The organism is Legionella gratiana (assembly GCF_001467695.1).
Classification (GTDB): Bacteria; Pseudomonadota; Gammaproteobacteria; order Legionellales; family Legionellaceae; genus Legionella; species Legionella gratiana.
This window is the reverse complement of record NZ_LNYE01000022.1, coordinates 690260-709047: the sequence shown is the minus strand read 5'-3', so window position 1 is coordinate 709047 and position 18788 is coordinate 690260. Positions and strand designations below refer to the sequence as shown.

Here is an 18788-nt window from a genome sequence, read left to right as displayed (position 1 = left end):
ACTTATTCGGATTCCAGCACACAAAACATCACCAGTTTAGTGACATGGTCTTCATCAAACACTGCAACGGCAACGATTTCTAATGCGCCGGGAAGCAATGGTCTTGCCACCGGGAATGCTGCCAGTACCACCACGATTACTGCAACATTAGAGGGTGTCTTGGGTACGACAAGTCTATCAGTGACAGATGCGACTTTGGTGTCAATTGCAGTGACTCCAATTAGCTCTCAAATCGCGAAAGGTTTGACCCAGCAATTTACGGCGATTGGAACTTTTTCAGATGCCAGCACTCAAGATCTCACTAGTTCCGTAACTTGGTCTTCATCAAGCATTACGACAGCAACGATTTCTAATGTACTGGGAAGTAATGGTCTTGCCACTGGGGAGGCTTCCGGTACCACCACGATTACCGCAACATTAGGTTCTGTATCAGGTACAGCAAGTTTAGCAGTAACAAATGCGACTTTGGTCTCGATTGCAGTGACTCCAACGAATCCATCAATTGCAAAGGGTACAACCCAGCAATTTACGGCGATGGGGACTTATTCGGATTCCAGTACGCACAACATCACCAGCGCAGTGACTTGGACTTCCTCAAGCACTGCAACCGCAACAATTTCTAATGCACCAGAAAGCAATGGACTTGCAACTGGGGAATCCTTTGGCACCACTACAATTACCGCAACCCTAGGTGGTATATCGGGTACGGCGAGCTTGGCAGTGACGAATGCGACTTTGGTTTCAATTGCAGTGACTCCAATTAGCTCCCAAATCGCAAAAGGCATAACTCAACAATTTACCGCAATTGGTACTTATTCGGATTCCAGTATACAAGATCTCACTAGTTCCGTAACTTGGTCTTCATCAAGCATTGCGACAGCAACGATTTCCAATGAATCAGGAAGCAACGGTCTTGCTACAGGCGTTTCTTCTGGCACCACCACGATTGCCGCAACATTAGATTCTGTATCGGGTACTGCAAGTTTAGCCGTGACGAACGCAACATTGGTTTCAATTGCAGTGACTCCAACTGATCCATCGATTGCAAAAGGTACCACTCAGCAATTTACTGCCATTGGTACGTTTTCAGACTCCAGCACACACGACCTCACCAGCTCGGTGACATGGTCTTCGTCAAACACTGCGATCGCGACGATTTCTAATACATCGGGAAGTAATGGTATTGCTACTGGAGTGGCTTCTGGAACTACAACAATCACTGCCACATTAAGTTCTGTATCAGGCACATCGAACTTAGCAGTGACCAATGCAACTTTGGTTTCGATTGCGATCACTCCCCCTAATTCCCAAATCGCGAAAGGCTTAACTCAACAATTTACAGCCACCGGCACTTATTCAGATTCGAGTACACAAGATCTCACCAGCTCGGTAACTTGGTCTTCATCAATTACAAACATCGCAACAATTTCAAATGCACCACAAACTAATGGTCTGGCTACCGGAAATTCTCCCGGTACTACAACAATCACTGCTTCTTTAGGTTCTGTATCGACTACTACAAGTTTAACAGTGACCAATGCAACTTTAGTTTCAATTGCAGTGACTCCAACGAATCCATCAATTGCAGAAGGCACCACTCAGCAATTGACAGCGATGGGAACTTTTTCAGATTCCAATGTTTACAATGTCACAAGCTCTGTAATCTGGTCTTCGTCAGATACTACCATTGCGACGGTTTCTAATGCACCAGAAAGCAATGGTCAGGCTACAGGATTGTCTTCAGGTACGGCAACGATCACGGCGACATTAGGCTCAGTGTCCGGCACTACAAATTTGGCAGTAACCAATGCGACTTTGGTTTCAATTGCAGTGACTCCAACTAACCAACAAATCGCAAAAGGTACGACGCAACAATTTACAGCGATTGGTACTTATTCGGATGCCAGCACACAAGATCTTACCGACACAGTAACTTGGTCCTCCTCAAGCATTGCAACAGCAACGATTTCTAATGCAACGGGAAGTAATGGTTTGGCTACTGGCGTTTCTTCTGGTACTACAACGGTTACAGCAGCATTAGGCTCTGTATCAGGTACTGCAAGTTTAGCGGTGACGAATGCAACTTTAGTTTCAATTGCAGTGACCCCAACTAATTCATCGATTGCCGAAGGTACTTCTCAGCAATTTACGGCTATTGGCACTTATTCGGATTCAAGCACACAAAATCTCACTAGCTCTGTGACCTGGGCTTCATCGAATACTGCAACGGCAACGATTTCTAATGCAGCTGGAAGCAATGGTCTTGCTAATGGAGAGTCTGCTGGCGCTACCACAATCACGGCAACATTAGATTCTGTATCAGGTACTGCAAGTTTGACAGTGACGAATGCGACTTTGGTCTCTATTGCAATAACTCCTGTTAATGCATCCATTGCAACAGGCCTTACCCAACAATTTACAGCGGTTGGCACTTATTCAGATTCGAGCACACAAGACCTTACAAACTCCGTAATCTGGTCTTCATCAAATACTGGGAGCGCGACAATTTCTAATGCACCAGGAAGCAACGGTCGAGCGACAGGAGTGTCTTCTGGTTCCACAACAATTACAGCAACATTGGACTCTGTATCGGGTGCGGCTAGTTTAGTGGTAACGAATGCAACTTTGGTTTCGATTGCAGTGACTCCAACTAATCCATCGATTGCAAAAGGTACGACCCAGCAGTTTACTGCAATTGGTACTTTTTCGGATTCTAGTACACACGACCTTACAAGCTCTGTAATCTGGACTTCATCGAATACTGCCATCGCAACAATTTCTAATGCATCCGGAAGCAACGGTCTTGCTGCTGGAGCATCTTCTGGATCTACGATAATTACCGCCACATTAGGTTCTGTGTCAGATACGGCGAACTTAGAAGTGACTAATGCAACTTTAGTTTCGATTGCAGTTACGCCTCCGAATCCACAAATTGCTGATGGTTTTACCCAGCAATTTACAGCGATTGGTACTTATTCGGATTCGAGTACTCAGGATTTAACCAGTACAGTGACTTGGTCTTCATCAAGTACTGCCATCGCAACGGTCTCGAATGCATCCGGAAGTAACGGTCAAGCTACTGGAGTATCTTCCGGTACTGCAACGATTACAGCAGTATTAGGCTCTGTATCGGGTACAGCAAACTTAGCGGTGACGAATGCGACTTTAGTTTCGATTGCAGTGACTCCAACTAATCCTTCCATTGCAAAAGGTACAACGCAACAATTTACGGCCACAGGAACTTTTTCGGATTCGAGCACACTAAATCTAACAAGTTCTGTGACCTGGAGTTCATCTAATACTTCAACAGCAACGATTTCTAATGCTGCTGGAAGCAACGGTATTGCTACTGGAGTGGCTTCTGGAACCACAGCGATCACTGCCGCATTAGGTTCTGTATCAGGTACAACGAACTTAGCTGTGACCAATGCAACTTTGGTTTCCATTGAGATTACCCCACCGAATCCACAAATTGCGAAAGGTTCAACTCAGCAATTTACGGCCACGGGAACTTATTCGGATTCAAGCACACAAAATCTCACTAGCTCTGTGACCTGGACTTCATCGGATACTGCAATAGCAACAATTTCTAATGTATCCGGAAGCAACGGTCAAGCTACTGGAGCATCTTCTGGAACCACGACAATTACCGCTACATCAGGTTCTGTGTCAGGTTCTGCCAGCTTGGCAGTGACGAATGCAACTTTGGTTTCTATTACAGTATCTCCAACTAATCCTTCGATTGCAAAGGGTACGACCCAACAATTTACGGCTACGGGAACTTATTCGGATTCCAGCACACAAAATCTCTCTAGTTCCGTAACTTGGTCTTCCTCAAGTACTGCAATCGCAACGATTTCGAATGCAGCTGGAAGTAATGGTCTTGCTACCGGCGTGTCTTCTGGATCCTCTGTGATCACTGCGACATTAGGCTCTGTATCAGGTACTGGGAGCATAACGGTTACAGATGCGACTTTAGTATTGATTACAGTCACTCCCTCTAATCCACAAATTGCAGCAGGTTTAACCCAGCAATTTACGGCTACAGGGACTTATTCGGATTTTAGTACACAAATTCTCACAACTTCTGTGACATGGACTTCATCAAGTACAGCTACAGCAACAATTTCTAATGCGTCAGGAAGCAAAGGTCTCGCTACTGGAGCGTCTTCTGGGACTACAGCGATCACTGCTACGTTAGGCTCAGTATCAGGTACAGCGAATTTGGCAGTGACTAATGCAACTTTGGTCTCCATAGCAGTTATGCCTGCCGATGCACAAATTGCACAAGGGTCAACACAGCAATTTATCGCTACAGGAACTTTTACTGATTCGAGCACGCTTGACATCACGAGCTCTGTAACGTGGTCTTCGTCAGACACTGTTACTGCAACGATTTCAAATGCATCAGGAAGTAAAGGACTTGCTACCGGGGAATCTTCTGGTATTACAACGATTACTGCTACAGCAGGCGGTTCTATATCCGGCACTACGAGTTTAACAGTGTCATCGCGGATATCGATTGCAGTAGGTTATTATCACGATACTAGCTCGGTTACCAGGCCACTCTTGGCTCAAAGTCAGGATTTAGGGGATAATTGGATTTATCCAGAATCTATTACGGCTCCGATATTTACACCAAATAATACTTATCCATATGCGAGCGATGGTTTATTGCAATCTGCAAATTGCAGTGGAGCTCTTTGTATTGCAGGAGGTATTTATATTGATAGTAGCGGAAATTCTCGACCCCTTTTAGCTCAAAGTTCAGACTTAGGTTCGACTTGGCAATTTCCTGAGTCTATTACTGCGCCAGTATTTGAGCCAAATAATACTTATCCTTATTCTTTTCTAGGCTCTTTCATTGGCACAAGTTGTTTTGGCACCTCCTGTATTGCAGCAGGTAGTTATACTGATATTAACTTTATTAATCGACCGCTATTGGCACAAAGCCAGGATTCAGGTGTGACTTGGACTTATCCAGAATCTATTACTGCTCCAGACTTTAAGCCAAACAATACATATCCATTTAATAATAATGGGAGCTTTGCTAATACGAGTTGTAACAACAACACCTGCATCGCAGTAGGGCATTATTATAGCGATGCTTCTACTAGACGAGCTCTCCTTGCCCAAAGCCAGAATTCAGGTGTAACTTGGACTTATCCTTCATCTGTTACTGCGCCTGTTTTTACACCAAATACTTATCCTTATAGTGCAGATGGAATTTTCTATAGTGTCAGCTGTACTAGTACAAATAGTGGTAGTAACTATTGTGTTGCAGTTGGCTTGTATTCTGATGCCAGTGCTGTTTCTCGTCCTCTGTTGGCAGTAAGCCAGGATTCAGGTGTAACTTGGACTTTTCCCGGCTCCATTACTGCTCCTTTTTTTACACCAAGCAATACCTATCCGTTTCAAGGCGATGGAGTACTTTTTGGTGTAAGTTGCGATGGTTCAATCTGTGTAGCTGTAGGTCGATATACGGATACTAATAATATTAAGCGTCCGCTTTTAGCGCAAAGCACCGATGCAGGTGTGACATGGACTTATCCTACATCTGTTACTGCGCCTGTTTTTACACCCAGTAACACCTATCCTTTTGGTAACCCTACTGGAAGCCAAATTACATTCCTTACGAGTGCGAGTTGTCATGGTTCTATCTGTATTGCGGTAGGTTCTTATACTGATAGTAACACCATTATTCGCCCTCTTTTGGTGCAAAGTACGAACTCTGGGGCTACATGGACTTATCCTGAATCCATTACCGCACCTAGTTTTCCTTCTGCTTATGCTTTCAGTAACTTTGGTTCTCTAATCCGTGCAAGGTGTGATGGTAATATTTGTATTGCTGCCGGAATTTATACTACCGGTGATCCTACTCGTCGGCCACTTTTAGCGCAAAGCACTGATTCAGGGGTAACTTGGACTTATCCAGAGTCTATTCCAGTACCGGTGTTTACACCAACAAATACTTATCCTTTTGCTGAACAGGGAACTTTATCGGGTGCAGGTTCTAATAACTCATGGGCTCCAGAGTCGTTGAGTTTTCTGCTTGATTAAAGAATTAAAAGAGGGCAATATTTTTTCATAACCGTTTTTATTATTGATAAAAACGGTTATGTGGTTGATCCAGTTGTGAGTAAGACAATAATTGGTGCCAAAACGCCATATGTGATAGTGCATATACGGTGGTGTGAGGTATCGGAGCTGTACGGCTCTTCCAACTCGATACTTTATTTATGGAAAAATAAAAAAATCACTCGACAGTGCCTATAAATCTTGGGATACTTTGCTTGACTCTGGAATGAGTCATATAGTCCAACAAAAAGGAGAAATTATGAAAGCAAAATATATTGCTGTTGTATTGTCATTATTTGTAACTACCCTCCCTGTTCATGCAACTATCGCTAAACAGAGTGCGCCCTCAAAACAGCCTTCTGTAGCAGTTCATAAAATAGATCTCAATAAGGCAGATTTAACAACACTTACTGGTTCAGTTAAAGGTATAGGGAAAAAACGCGCTGAAGCAATTATTGCTTATCGTCAAAGTCATCATGGCTTTAAATCTCTTGAGGAGCTCGCTGAGGTGAAGGGTTTAGGGCAACATTTTGTCGATAGAAATCGTGAAAAGTTAAATGAGGTATTTGTTATCCATAAAATGGAGTAACTAAACATTCTGTTGTTGGCCTATTTAATGTGAGCTCTATATAAAAATAAATAGTATTATTTATATAAAAATGAGCTTATTTAGAACGGGATCTCGTATAAATATGACGCACCCTCGTTTTTGCTGGGGACAAGTTTTGTGGGGGAACGTTTGTTTAGCAATGTAAAAGGTATTTCCATGTCTTTTACGTCGAACTCACGTTATTTAAGGGCAACAACAGAAATGAAATTTTGCATAACAATTTAGCATTATTCGCTCAATATTTAAAATTGTTATCCTAGAACTGTCGATTTTTATCCAAATTTAGGATAAAGTAGCGCTCAAAAAAAAGAACGGGGTAGTACTGCTTATGTTCAGAAAATTAAGGGGCGTGTTTTCCAATGATTTATCAATTGACTTGGGAACCGCCAATACATTGATTTATGTAAGAGATAAAGGGATTGTGCTAAACGAACCCTCTGTTGTAGCTTTACGTAATGAGTCAGGTCAAAAACGAGTTGCTGCTGTTGGGCTTGAAGCGAAGCGTATGTTAGGAAGAACTCCAGGTAACATAAATGCTATCAGACCAATGAAAGATGGTGTAATTGCTGACTTTTTTGTTACGGAGAAAATGCTGCAGCATTTCATACATAAAGTCCACGAAAATAAATTTTTACGACCAAGTCCTCGTGTTTTGGTTTGCGTTCCTTGTGGGTCTACGCAAGTGGAGCGCCGTGCGATTCGTGAATCTGCAATGGGTGCTGGTGCGCGCGAAGTATTTCTTATTGAAGAACCTATGGCTGCTGCTTTGGGATCAGGAATGCCAGTAGAAGAAGCAAGTGGTTCTATGGTTGTGGATATCGGTGGTGGTACTACAGAAGTTGCAATTATTTCCTTAAGCGGTATTGTTTATCATCAATCTGTTCGAATCGGTGGCGATAAGTTTGATGATGCAATTGTATCTTATGTGCGTCGAAATTATGGAACGCTTATCGGTGAAACGACTGCTGAGCGTATTAAACATGAGATTGGCTCAGCCTTTCCTAGTCGTGATTTATTTGAAATCGAGGTGCGAGGAAGAAATCTTGCTGAAGGTGTTCCTCGTAGTTTTATTCTGACGAGCGCTGAGATTTTAGAGGCTTTACAAGAACCTTTATCAGGTATTGTTGGTGCTGTGAGGGCTGCTTTAGAGTTGGCTCCTCCGGAGTTGGCGGCGGATATTGCTGAGCGAGGTATGGTTTTAACTGGGGGCGGTGCTTTGTTGAAAAACATTGATACTTTGCTAATGGAAGAAACAGGTCTTCCTGTATTAATTGCTGAAGATCCGCTGACCTGTGTAGCACGTGGTGGTGGTAAAGCTTTAGAAACCATGGACTTGCGCGGCGGTGATTTCCTCTCAACAGAATAATACGCATAACAGATTATTTAGTAGGAGTGGGTACAGTTCTATTGGATTCGTGCTCGCTCTTGTGTTTTCTGTTTTTCTTATGTTCTCTGATTATCATTATCGTTATCTGGATAATGTTCGTAGTGGTTTTTCTGTAATTGTTGCACCTTTACAATATGCTGTGGATTATCCTGTACGAGTTATTGGTTGGGTTCAGTCATTAGTTAGTGCTAAAAGTGCTTTAATTGCTGAAAATATGCAATTACGCTATAAGCAAACTATGCTCGAAGCAGAATTACAAAAATTAATCATTATCCAAAAAGAAAATTCTCAATTAAAAGAATTACTCCTTACTTCATCTAAAGCAGATATGAGTGCTATGGCGGCTCAAATTTTAGCCGTAGATACGAGTAATTCACGTCAAGTGGTTGTTTTAGATAAAGGTAAGCGTAATGGTGCTTATGTAGGACAACCTGTTTTAGATGCAAAAGGGATTATGGGACAAATTGTTGACGTTGGACCAATAACCAGCACGGTTTTACTTATTTCTGATTCCAAAAGTGCTGTTCCAGTTCGAAACAATAGAACAGGAGAACGAGCAATTCTTGTCGGAACTAATGATATAGAAGAATTGTCTTTAATTAATTTACCCAAAACTTCTTCTATTCACCCTGGTGATGTATTAGTTACTTCGGGTTTAGATAGGCATTATCCTGAAGGTTATCCTGTAGGGCTCGTAGAAGAAGTCAATAGTATTCCTGGAGAAGATTTTGTTAAGGTTAAAGTGAAGCCTGTTGCATTACTTAATAGAAATCGATTAGTTTTATTAATATGGCCTGATGGAAAGCAAGAACAACTGACAGTGCAAATTAATGAGCGATTAAATGCGAAGGAGACCATGTAATGAAAAATCTTCGCCTTCGTTTAGGGTTGGGGTTTATTGTAGCACTTCTTTTATCGATATTACCTATGCCTGAATTAATTTCTGCTTTTCGCCCACCTTGGGTTTTGTTGTTGATTCTTTATATTGAATATTTTTTGCCAGGTAATTTTAAGCTGACTACATTGTTATTTGTTGGTTTATTATTGGATGTCTTGCTTGCAACAGTCATTGGCGAGCACTCATTTGCTTTGCTTTTAGTAACCTGGATTGCTTCAAGTAAATCAAGGCGTTTTCAATTCTTTTCAATGATGCAGCAAATTTTTTTAATTGGATTCTTCTGCTTATTATATCAATCAATTATTTCTTTAATTGCAGTGCTTTTAGGTTTTAACTACAGTATATTTGCACCATTTGCTAGCGCTATAGTAAGTATGTTTCTCTGGCCTTGGATTCGTCTTCTTGGTGAAGATAATTTATTGAATCGCTTGGCTTATCGGTAAATTACTGTTTCAAAGCAGTGTGGATAATCTTATACTCACCCGGTTGTAAATTTCCTAGCCGCCAGTCACTAATGCGATGTCGTACTAATCTTAAAGTAGGAAATCCAATTGCAGCAGTCATCTTTCGTATTTGATGGTTTTTTCCTTCATTTAAAATAATTTCCAGCCAACTAGTAGGAACATTTTTTCTAAATCGAATCGGTGGATTACGTGACCATAGCTGTGGCTCATCAATGATCTTGGCTACAGCTGGCAAAAAGGTAATGTCTTGAAGAATTAAGCCATTTCTAAGAACTTCTAAATCTTGATTACAAGGTGTTCCTTCGACTTGCACCCAATAATATTTACTTTTATTGAATTTAGGATGGGTTAATTTATGCTGTAGCGATCCATTATCTGTTAATAAAAGTAATCCTTCACTATTTTTATCCAATCGCCCAGCTGCGTAAAAATTGGGCATTTTAATAAATGCTGCTAGTGTATGCTCATATTCTTCGCCTGAAAATTGGCTTATTACACCATAAGGTTTATTGAATAATATTATTTGCGACATGAAGTATTTTTTTAAAGTTGAGAAATCCTAATAGTAGATTGGATATGAGTTATGGGCAATAGATCTCTAGCATAACCTCATCTTTAACGCCGATTGTATTATTTCTTTATAACAGCATTCTTAAAATATCTTAAAAGAAACTTAATTTATAAAGCGACTAAGTATTCCCAATATTCATTTCGATATAAGCCTCTGTTCATACCACGTTGATAAACTCATAAAAGATTCACTAAGTTTTAATCAAAATTAAGAGACACCTTTTGCTGGAGAGATTATTATGAATAAACATGTCATTTTAAGTTTTGATCGTGGTGATCCAGAAGTGACGCTGGCATTCCAGCAAAGAATTCAAGCTAGAGAAGCTAAAAGGGGGATCCAAATCGATTTGGATGATATTAAAGTCATTTATCTCGCTGATCTATCTAATGAAGAATACATGACATGGACTGGTATAAGTCCTTCCGAAAAGGATAAAGAAATACTTCAATCGCTAGAAGGGGATGATAAGGTTTACCTTTGGGGGCATGGCACTCCTAATTCAGGATACATACCTGGTGGATTCTATACCGAGATTGCTGATTACCTTGAAAAAGGACTTAATAAAGATAATTTTTCGCCCAGCAAAGGGCCTTTAGATGTTTGTGTGGAGATATGTTCTGGAGGAAAAGGAGGGGAACATGGTAAAAATAGTTTTGCCGCTTCGCTACACGCATATTTAGGAAAAATAGGTATTTTTTCTAAGGTAACAGGGCGTATGTCTATTTTATGGTTAGATCATAATACTCTATCCAATAGTGGTGCACAAACGGTGAACAGAGCTTACTATGGAATGACCCAAGCTCTTAATTTGCCAGTCGAAGCAGAAAAACTTCATCATCAAGCACCTCGCTCCAAAGTTACTTATATGTGGGATCCAACAGAGAGTGAGCATCAGATTCGAATTGATTCCTACAGAAGTAGTTTATTCGACGAGTTTATACGATTAAAAGAAAAAATATTAGCTAACGCACATGATTTAAAAATAAATTATACTGAATTGCATCGATTATTATTAAAGATAGAGTTTTCATTATCTGATCATACTAGACCCTTAGATGTCGAGTTACTCAAATCTTGTCTCCAGACTCTTGCTGATGATTTTTCACAAGTGCTTGAGGGTAATGAAAATGAAACAATTAGGTATGAATTGGAACACCTTAATGATGCTATACAAAGAAAAGCGCATGCTAACGGTTTCATTGTAGAAGCAACAGGTCTCCATAAGTCAGATCCTAAACTTCCAATTGAAGAAAAATCTTTTGCTGAAGTCATTTATGATTTACCTGTCCTGAAGAGAATGGATGAAATTGCTTCTCTGTTAAAGGAGCAAGGAAATATACCGCAGGAAATATTGGATATCATCGGTTCTAAAGAAACCAAAGGAGAAGATAACTGTTATGCTCATTTCTTTACAACTGCGAGGAAACATATAATTCGACAACATAATGGCACAACAAATATTCCTGAAAGTCTTATTAAACCAATGGCTATTGTGAATAAAATGCTAGAAACGGTTTTATTGGATAATGACAAGCCTTTGAATGAGAAAAAAGCGATTTTCAATGAACTAAAAGGGGAGATAAATATTGATTACAGTCCTACTTTGTTTAATAAATGCGCGGCATGGATAGCTGGACTAATGTTTGGCTTGCAATTAGCGTTTAATGAGCGACATGAAACAAACTTGACTGAGCTAATACCTAATCTGTTCTTCTCTGCTTATACACTTTCAAGCTATTATCTGGATACTTTTCTCTATACTTGCGAACAGGTAGAAAAAATTACTAATGCATGTAGCGATACATTGAAAGCTCTAGAACCTCCTTGTAGAAAGAGTATTTCACCGCTGTCTTTTTTTGCTCCCCAAAAAGATGAAACGAAAGCACTTGATCCTGCAATTGATGATAAACCTAATGCAATCATCAAAGTTTGCTGAAATTATTTAAGTTATTAGAGATGGTTTAGTAAAGTAAAAAATTAAAGTTCAATTACAGTCGGGCTGGGGGGATTAACCGTATTACCCCCCTAAATCCTCATAAAATCCTTATCCATAACCCGCGTTAACCCGCGTTAATTTATTGTTTTTTTAGGTTAATTATTATACAATCACCTCAAACTGCCTTGTAGTGAAAATAAATGATGAAATATGCTTTTTTAGTTTCGATATTTTTCTTTCAGGTTTCTTATGCGATGAATCATATAGTGATGGTTGGTGATGAAAAAGTAGAAATTAAACATATCGTAGGTAGAGGAAAAACCTTTGTGCATGTGCATCATAATGAACAAACCGCTTTAAAAGCAGCTCAGGCAGTCATTCAAAATGAAGGTGGAAGCCTTATTACTTTAGTACATTCTGGCGGTCGAAATATAGTTTTTCACCTTAACAATAAGCGCTATGAGTTTGATCCAAATCGTATTTTTACTGATAACGGAATTAGGAAAACACTTACTGCATTAAGTCAGTATAGTCCTCAAGCTCATCGTGAAGTGAATAAATTAGCAAGTAAAATTAAGCAATTATTGCCTGAAGGGAAGGTAGTCGCTGTACATAATAATTCATCCTACTCACTTAAAGACTATTTACCAGGAAAACCACTTGAAAAAGACGCACAGGCGCTTCATATGGTTCCCGAAAATTATTATCGAAATTTTTATTTAGTTACCAAAATTAGCGATTTCCTTCGTTTAAAAAGCAAAGGTTATAACGGAATTTTACAGAAACCATCTGCAACGGATGATGGCTCATTGTCTATTTATTTGGCGAAAAATGATTACATCAATGTAGAGGCTGGCTATGATCAATTGATGGAACAAATCAAAATGCTGCAACATGCATAAGTGCGGTGATTAGTAGAAATAATGCGAGCGTATAATGATGTTTGTTACCAGACAAAGCAACATGGTCTTATTGTTACACCAAATGTATTTTAATTGCTTTGACTGTGCTATAAATGTGATTTATACTAGGGCACTTATTGATGCATCACTGTGAAAAGGTGTCTTATGCCAACTCTTAAACTGCCAGAACGCTTTCAAATCGCTCCTTTTTATGGGGATTACTATAAGATATTGGGAGTTAATAATGATCCCTTGCCCACAAGGGAACAAATAATCGCTGCTTATCGCTCAATGGCTATGCAGTACCATCCTGATAAGATATCAACCTCTTCTGTAAAACCTCCTTTAAGCATTGAAGAGGCTACGGAATGTTTTAAAGCGATTGATGCAATTAAGTCTATTCTATTATCTCAATGCGCAGAGGTTATATCCATAGAGAAAGTTAATAAAACTACAGGCTCAAAAGAAAACATAAATTCTGCTGACGATTTGTCTCCTGGAGAACAATTAAAAGCGGTGATGCTTGCTTATGTGCGCTCTGCAAGGTTTTGCGATTATGCTCCAGGTACAGGACCTGGTGTAGGTGGTTATTGGTCTTATATACTGGGAGGGAAGAACGGTATTGAGCAGGGTACCTCTAAATATAGTGGTAAATATGCTATAGCCACTGCAAAGTACCAAGTTGAACTGAACGAAAAATGGGAACAGCCTCTCACTGTTTTCGATAAGAGTACGAGGCCTTTTACAACAGTCTCGGATCCTCGAGTGATACACGAAGTATTGGTGATGATGGCTGATTCTATTCCTAAAGAACTTCGTGATCATTGTGCAAAAATTTATGGAAGTCATGTGCGTGAACAGCCTGTTTCTGTTTTAGCACCAAAAGAAACTCTCACGAAGGTGAAACATACAGCACCCTATCTCATTTTAGATCCTGAAGGAAATAATTATGCTGATGGGATTCGTCAAAATGCAGATCATTCGTTCACAATTTTCGGTAGAAATTGTAATGGTCAACGGAGAGAAATCACTCTATTTCAAGATGGTCAAGTTTTAGGTTTTAACGGAAACCCAAATCTTGGTATCGTGGGAAGTCAATTTTTTGAAAACAGAGAGGAACTATTTCATCATTTTGGCCTCGATATATCTCAAGAAATACCTAGCCTAAGTTGCCAAAGAAAACCGGGTTATTAGTCTCTATAAGAATTAAATGATTTCTTAAACTTATAAGAGATGTGCTTCATAAATTTCATTATTTAACGTAAGTTCGACATAAAAAATAAAATAATTTTTTATGTCGAACTTACGTTATTTAATAGTGCAACATTCAGTAAGTGGTATTAAATAATGAAAATTCCTGTATGATATTCCTTTTTAATGTCTAAGAATGTAAGGAAACACGATGAATTTCAATATTCGGAATACCTTAGGTCCGTTATTTCTGATTCTTGTATGCCCTATTTTTGTGATGCTGATGTGGTATACCAATACTCAACTTGAGGGTTCTTTGTTTGCATTATGGAATTTGATGCTCCAAAAAGGTTTTCTACAATCGATTTATTCAATATGGCAACCTTATTTTTGGGGTTCAGCAATTGCATGGAAAATCATTTTCGTTTTTATTGTATTTGAATTGGCTTTAATGAGATTACTTCCAGGACAAACATTTCAAGGACCGATATCCCCCAAAGGAAATGTACCTGTTTATAAAGACAATGGCCTTATTGCATTTATCGTGACTACGGTAACATTTTGTATTGCTTCTTTTGGCTTTAATGTATTTTCGGCTTCTATTCTCTATGATAACCTTGCGCCTCTTCTGGGCGCACTTAATCTATTTAGTCTTATATTTTGTGTTCTTTTGTATCTTAAGGGACGTTTTTTTCCTTCATCTACTGATTCAGGTATAACTAAGAATATTTTGTTTGATTATTATTGGGGAACGGAACTCTATCCTCAAGTACTTGGATGGAATATTAAAAAATTTATAACCTGCCGTTTTGGAATGATGAGTTGGGGGTTATTTCTGATTTCTTATTGTGCAAAACAAGCAGAGTTAGGCGGCTTGTCCAACTCCATGCTTATTTCTGTTTTCCTACAATTTGTTTATTTAAGCAAATTTTATATGTGGGAAAAAGGCTATTTGCGCTCATTAGATATTATGCATGACCGTGCAGGTTTTTATATTTGCTGGGGATGCATGGTATGGGTTCCATGCGTTTATACTTCACCAAGCATGTATCTTGTTCTCCATCCAATTCATTTACCTTTTGTTTGGGCAATCCTCATTTTGTTTCTCGGTTTTGCATCTATTATGATCAATTATCTTGCTGACCGACAAAGACTGATGGCCAGAGCAACACAAGGTGAATGTAAAATATGGGGTAAAAAACCAGTTACTGTATTAGCCCGTTATAAAACTACAGAAGGGGACAAAAAACAAACTATATTGCTTGCTTCAGGATGGTGGGGAGTTGCTCGACATTTTCACTATATTCCAGAACTTGCTGGAACGTTTTTTTGGTCAGTACCTGCTTTATTTGAAAATTTCTCACCGTATTTTTATCTGAGCTTTTTAACAGTGCTTTTATTTGATAGAGCTTTTCGTGACGATAGACGCTGTTCCTCAAAATATGGTCAAGATTGGAAAAAGTATTGTGAGCTTGTGCCTTATAAGATTATTCCTTTTTTAATTTAAACAAAGATAATTCTTAAACCTAACCTGGCGGTTATTTTAGAACCAAATAACCGCCAGATTTATTGAATTATTGCAATTTATTTGATGGTGATTCAAGTTTTAGTAGTTCTTTTAATTTTTGACCTACTGATTCATTTTCCAATAATGGATTTAATGCATTTCCAAGGTAACCAGTGGTTAATATTGTTATATCTTGCTCATCTAATTCTGATACTTCGTCTGTTTCAAAATTTTTGAATAATTTATTTATAGCATCAAGCTTTTGAGTTTTGGTATATCCTGACATTCCCACATAGGAACCCATATAGTTAAAAAAAGTTCCGACCATTCCATAATAGTATTCACTTGTTCTGCTTTCGGTGGTCTCTATATAAGATTTTAATCCCTCTTTTACTTTTGCAAGTATTTCTAATTTAGGGTTAATTACTTCGATGGTTTTAGGAACTGTTATATCTTTTTCGACTGTAATCGCTTCATCTGTTAACTCCATAAGCGGTTCATCTTTAACTTCTACAGCATCTAAAATGGAGTCCTCTTGTACATCTTTTTCAGCATCTAATTGATGTTGAACTAAAAGCGCCTTTTTTTGCAATTCGTTTATTTTTTTAGGCAATATAACTGTAGCAAGTTTGATTAAGCTCACAATAGGATGTTCATGGTCAATAAAAATTCTTAATTGATTTGCATTTATAATTAATTCAGAGCTTTTAAGTTCAGCCAAGGCGTTTTCTTTTCTTTCCCTTGAATTACTAAGAAGTGCATCGTCAAGAAGAATGTCTAATTCTTTAGCTTCTTTTTCAAGTTCACGTAATTTATGCATGGTTTTTCCAATCTGAGTTAAGTAGTCAACATCATAATATAAAAATGTTAAGTCTACCTTAAGTAAGTTAAGGTAGAAATATTCTCCGTATATTTTAAATACTTTGCTAAGCTAACAATTTCTTAATTAGATTTTGAGTAATTATCGTCCAAATTTTTATTATAGAGATACTGTTCGATATCAAGATAAAACTGAATTACGTGATAGAACATTTTGCTTAAGTTATATGACGCCGAATAAACGATCATTGTTTATTCGTTTTTTTCAAGGATAATTCTTTTTCGATCCTCTATATTTGCTGTTAAAAATTGGATTTTACACTAATGTCAGAGTATGATGCCCTTGCTTAATACATAATGGAAGGATAGAGAAAATGAACAACTTGCCGAATTGTCCTAAATGTCATTCTGAATATAGTTATGAGGATGGTGACGTCTTTATTTGTCCTGAATGCATGCATGAATGGCCAAAAAGTATGGATGAACGTCATGAAGAGTTTAAGCGAATTATCAAAGATGCCAACGGAAATATACTCCAAGACGGTGATACAGTAACTGTTATCAAAGATTTAAAAATAAAAGGTTCATCTCAAGTTGTAAAAGTAGGTACAAAAGTAAAAAATATCCGTCTGGTTGAGGGTGATCACGATATTGATTGCAAAATTGATGGTATTGGGGCTATGAAATTAAAATCTGAATTTGTTAAAAAAATTTAATTTAGTTTTTCTAGGGTATATTATCAACACACCCTAATAAAATAACATCCGTGCCGCGGAGATATACGATATTTGTAACAGGTCACCTACACTGCCATTGACTTAAGCCGTTTACGGTCATCCCGAAGAACTCTTGCGACGAGGATCTCCTAAGATATGCATTGAGCTACAATCAGGAGATCCTTCGCTTCGCTCTGGATGAGTAGGTTACCTAGGCTACATCCATTCCATTGCGTAAACGCTCAATGGCGTCAATTTAAGGCAGGGATTTAATTTATTGATATTTCTTAGAATGCAACCATTGCGCTAATTTCTGAATTCCTGATTGTAAATCTTCTTCACTTCCACCAAAGGATAATCGAACATAGCCTTCATTTCCAAATGCGGTTCCTGGTACAAGAGCAACATTGGCTTTTTCTAATGCTTGTTTACAAAACTCCTCTGAACTTTGATTTTTGACACCCAGATTCTTTAAGGAACTATAAATATAGAGTGATGACAGAGGTGGCGTTATTGTGAGTCCGAAATATTTATCTAAGGCATGGATGATACAATCCCTTCTTCTCTGCATGCATTGTTGAACCCAGAGACCAACATTAGAATTATTCAATACGGCAATGGCAGCCCATTGACCAAGAGTTGTGACCCCACTTGTACTTTGGCTTATTAACGCAGTTAATGGTTGAATAATGGTTTCAGGGGCAAATACAAATCCAACTCGCCAACCCGTCATGGAAAAATTTTTCGAACAACTTTGAATAATAATGACCCGATCGCTAAATTGAGAAAATGAACCACAAGATATATAAGTATGTCCATCATAAGTGAGGCCACTGTATACTTCATCTGCAATCACTAAAAGATCCTGTTCATGAGCAACGTGCAATAGCGTGGTTAATTCAGATTTTGTATACAGTGCCCCAGTTGGATTGGCTGCATTATTAAGAATAAGTATTTTACTTTTAGCGCTACAGGCATTTTTAAGTGCTTTGGGGGTCAACTTCCATCCTTCGGCTTCATTGGTTTCAACGATTACCGATGTGCCTCCAAACAAATGGGTGATTTCTGGATATGAAACCCAATAAGGAGAGGGGATGATGACTTCGTCATTATTTTGTATCAATAATTGCATCAATAAATAGATTCCAAATTTTCCACCGTTCACCACCAAGCAGTTTTCGTTTTTGAATGAGCAATTGTAGGAGTTGTTCATCCACTCGCAAGCAAGATAGCGTAATTCTGCTATCCCGGACACCGGGGGATAAAGAGTTAGACCTTGTTCTAAAGCGTGTGTGACTGCAGTGGTTATTATTGGGTGTGGGAGCAATTTGGGTTCACCAGCGCTGAGATTATAAATTTTAAGGCCTGCATTTATTTTTTGTTGGGCTAGTGAATTTATAGCAACAGTGGCTGAATCTTTAGGTAATAATTTTTTAGAAGGACTCATTATTTTTGCACCTTTTTAGAGTTTGCAATAATTATTTTGAATAAGCGAGTGACAAATTCCTGTTGTAAATGGTACTGATTGGATAACTGTTCGTAATACAGAAATAATTTTTTCTCACGTTGACGATCTACTATTTTTTTACCTTCTTTTGACTTTATTTCTCCTATCTGTTTCGCTAATTGTTGACGCTCTGCTAATTTTTCAATGATGGAGGCATCTGTTTGTTCAATTTGTTTTCTTAATTCTTCAAGCGTATACATAG

General features: G+C 38.6%; 14 protein-coding genes. 10 read left to right on the top strand and 4 right to left on the bottom strand.

Annotated features, from left to right (window positions below):
- Window positions 1-27: 27 nt before the first annotated feature.
- The 5 genes from Lgra_RS10865 (at window position 28) to mreD (ending at window position 9416) form a co-directional block, all read left to right on the top strand.
- Window positions 28-6060: an Ig-like domain-containing protein gene (locus tag Lgra_RS10865; RefSeq protein ID WP_274519568.1), complete on the top strand. Its 6033-nt coding sequence runs from the start codon at window positions 28-30 to the stop codon at window positions 6058-6060.
- 277 nt (window positions 6061-6337) lie between these two features.
- Entirely contained in the window at window positions 6338-6667 is a 330-nt protein-coding gene (locus tag Lgra_RS10860; protein ID WP_058499260.1) for a ComEA family DNA-binding protein, read from the top strand.
- Window positions 6668-7016: 349 nt separating this feature from the next.
- Window positions 7017-8054 carry a rod shape-determining protein gene (locus Lgra_RS10855; RefSeq protein ID WP_003636696.1) on the top strand — a complete coding sequence of 346 codons (1038 nt, stop codon included), beginning with the start codon at window positions 7017-7019 and terminating at the stop codon, window positions 8052-8054.
- Window positions 8032-8937: a rod shape-determining protein MreC gene (gene mreC, locus Lgra_RS10850; protein WP_058499259.1), complete on the top strand. Its 906-nt coding sequence runs from the start codon at window positions 8032-8034 to the stop codon at window positions 8935-8937. The genes Lgra_RS10855 and mreC overlap by 23 nt, the downstream gene beginning before the upstream one ends.
- Window positions 8937-9416, top strand: coding sequence for a rod shape-determining protein MreD (gene mreD / locus Lgra_RS10845; protein WP_058499258.1), 480 nt, complete (start codon window positions 8937-8939; stop codon window positions 9414-9416). Before mreC ends, mreD begins: the two co-directional genes overlap by 1 nt.
- Before the next feature lies 1 nt (window position 9417).
- Here the strand turns inward: mreD and Lgra_RS10840 are convergent, their stop codons facing one another.
- Window positions 9418-9969 (bottom strand): pseudouridine synthase, encoded by a 552-nt coding sequence (locus Lgra_RS10840; RefSeq protein ID WP_058499257.1) that lies wholly within the window; start codon window positions 9967-9969, stop codon window positions 9418-9420.
- A 277-nt stretch (window positions 9970-10246) separates the two neighbouring features.
- Between Lgra_RS10840 and Lgra_RS18310 the strand changes: the two genes are divergently transcribed.
- The 4 genes from Lgra_RS18310 to Lgra_RS10820 all read left to right on the top strand — a co-directional run bounded on the left by Lgra_RS18310 (window position 10247) and on the right by Lgra_RS10820 (window position 15544).
- Window positions 10247-11944, top strand: a complete 1698-nt coding sequence (locus Lgra_RS18310) for a hypothetical protein (protein ID WP_058499256.1) — start codon at window positions 10247-10249, stop codon at window positions 11942-11944.
- 200 nt (window positions 11945-12144) lie between these two features.
- Entirely contained in the window at window positions 12145-12846 is a 702-nt protein-coding gene (locus Lgra_RS10830; RefSeq protein WP_115385405.1) for an SAM-dependent methyltransferase, read from the top strand.
- A 165-nt stretch (window positions 12847-13011) separates the two neighbouring features.
- The gene (locus Lgra_RS10825) at window positions 13012-14040 is read left to right on the top strand and encodes a J domain-containing protein (protein ID WP_058499255.1); all 1029 of its coding nucleotides are present in this window, start codon (window positions 13012-13014) and stop codon (window positions 14038-14040) included.
- Between the two features lie 208 nt (window positions 14041-14248).
- On the top strand, window positions 14249-15544 hold the full coding sequence (locus Lgra_RS10820) for a phosphatidylethanolamine N-methyltransferase family domain-containing protein (protein WP_058499254.1): 1296 nt from the start codon (window positions 14249-14251) through the stop codon (window positions 15542-15544).
- 67 nt (window positions 15545-15611) lie between these two features.
- On the opposite strand, the gene ceg19 is transcribed toward Lgra_RS10820, so the two are convergent.
- Window positions 15612-16364, bottom strand: a complete 753-nt coding sequence (gene ceg19, locus Lgra_RS10815) for a Dot/Icm T4SS effector Ceg19 (protein WP_058499253.1) — start codon at window positions 16362-16364, stop codon at window positions 15612-15614.
- 373 nt (window positions 16365-16737) lie between these two features.
- On the opposite strand from ceg19, the gene Lgra_RS10810 reads away from it, so the two are divergent.
- Window positions 16738-17079 (top strand): zinc ribbon domain-containing protein YjdM, encoded by a 342-nt coding sequence (locus tag Lgra_RS10810; RefSeq protein ID WP_058499252.1) that lies wholly within the window; start codon window positions 16738-16740, stop codon window positions 17077-17079.
- Between the two features lie 274 nt (window positions 17080-17353).
- Here the strand turns inward: Lgra_RS10810 and Lgra_RS10805 are convergent, their stop codons facing one another.
- Both Lgra_RS10805 and Lgra_RS10800 read right to left on the bottom strand, forming a co-directional pair.
- Entirely contained in the window at window positions 17354-18526 is a 1173-nt protein-coding gene (locus tag Lgra_RS10805; protein WP_058499251.1) for a pyridoxal phosphate-dependent aminotransferase, read from the bottom strand.
- Window positions 18526-18786, bottom strand: a complete 261-nt coding sequence (locus Lgra_RS10800) for a chorismate mutase (RefSeq protein WP_058499250.1) — start codon at window positions 18784-18786, stop codon at window positions 18526-18528. The genes Lgra_RS10805 and Lgra_RS10800 overlap by 1 nt, the downstream gene beginning before the upstream one ends.
- Window positions 18787-18788: the final 2 nt, after the last annotated feature.

Excerpts from the sequence above, each read along its gene's own strand:
- Lgra_RS10860 (WP_058499260.1), top strand. The coding sequence starts at position 6,338 with ATGAAAGCAAAATATATTGCTGTTGTATTGTCATTATTTGTAACTACC.
- Lgra_RS10855 (WP_003636696.1), top strand. The coding sequence starts at position 7,017 with ATGTTCAGAAAATTAAGGGGCGTGTTTTCCAATGATTTATCAATTGAC.
- mreD (WP_058499258.1), top strand. The coding sequence starts at position 8,937 with ATGAAAAATCTTCGCCTTCGTTTAGGGTTGGGGTTTATTGTAGCACTT.
- Lgra_RS10840 (WP_058499257.1), bottom strand. The coding sequence starts at position 9,969 with ATGTCGCAAATAATATTATTCAATAAACCTTATGGTGTAATAAGCCAA.
- Lgra_RS18310 (WP_058499256.1), top strand. The coding sequence starts at position 10,247 with ATGAATAAACATGTCATTTTAAGTTTTGATCGTGGTGATCCAGAAGTG.
- Lgra_RS10830 (WP_115385405.1), top strand. The coding sequence starts at position 12,145 with ATGATGAAATATGCTTTTTTAGTTTCGATATTTTTCTTTCAGGTTTCT.
- Lgra_RS10825 (WP_058499255.1), top strand. The coding sequence starts at position 13,012 with ATGCCAACTCTTAAACTGCCAGAACGCTTTCAAATCGCTCCTTTTTAT.
- Lgra_RS10820 (WP_058499254.1), top strand. The coding sequence starts at position 14,249 with ATGAATTTCAATATTCGGAATACCTTAGGTCCGTTATTTCTGATTCTT.
- ceg19 (WP_058499253.1), bottom strand. The coding sequence starts at position 16,364 with ATGCATAAATTACGTGAACTTGAAAAAGAAGCTAAAGAATTAGACATT.
- Lgra_RS10810 (WP_058499252.1), top strand. The coding sequence starts at position 16,738 with ATGAACAACTTGCCGAATTGTCCTAAATGTCATTCTGAATATAGTTAT.
- Lgra_RS10805 (WP_058499251.1), bottom strand. The coding sequence starts at position 18,526 with ATGAGTCCTTCTAAAAAATTATTACCTAAAGATTCAGCCACTGTTGCT.
- Lgra_RS10800 (WP_058499250.1), bottom strand. The coding sequence starts at position 18,786 with ATGTATACGCTTGAAGAATTAAGAAAACAAATTGAACAAACAGATGCC.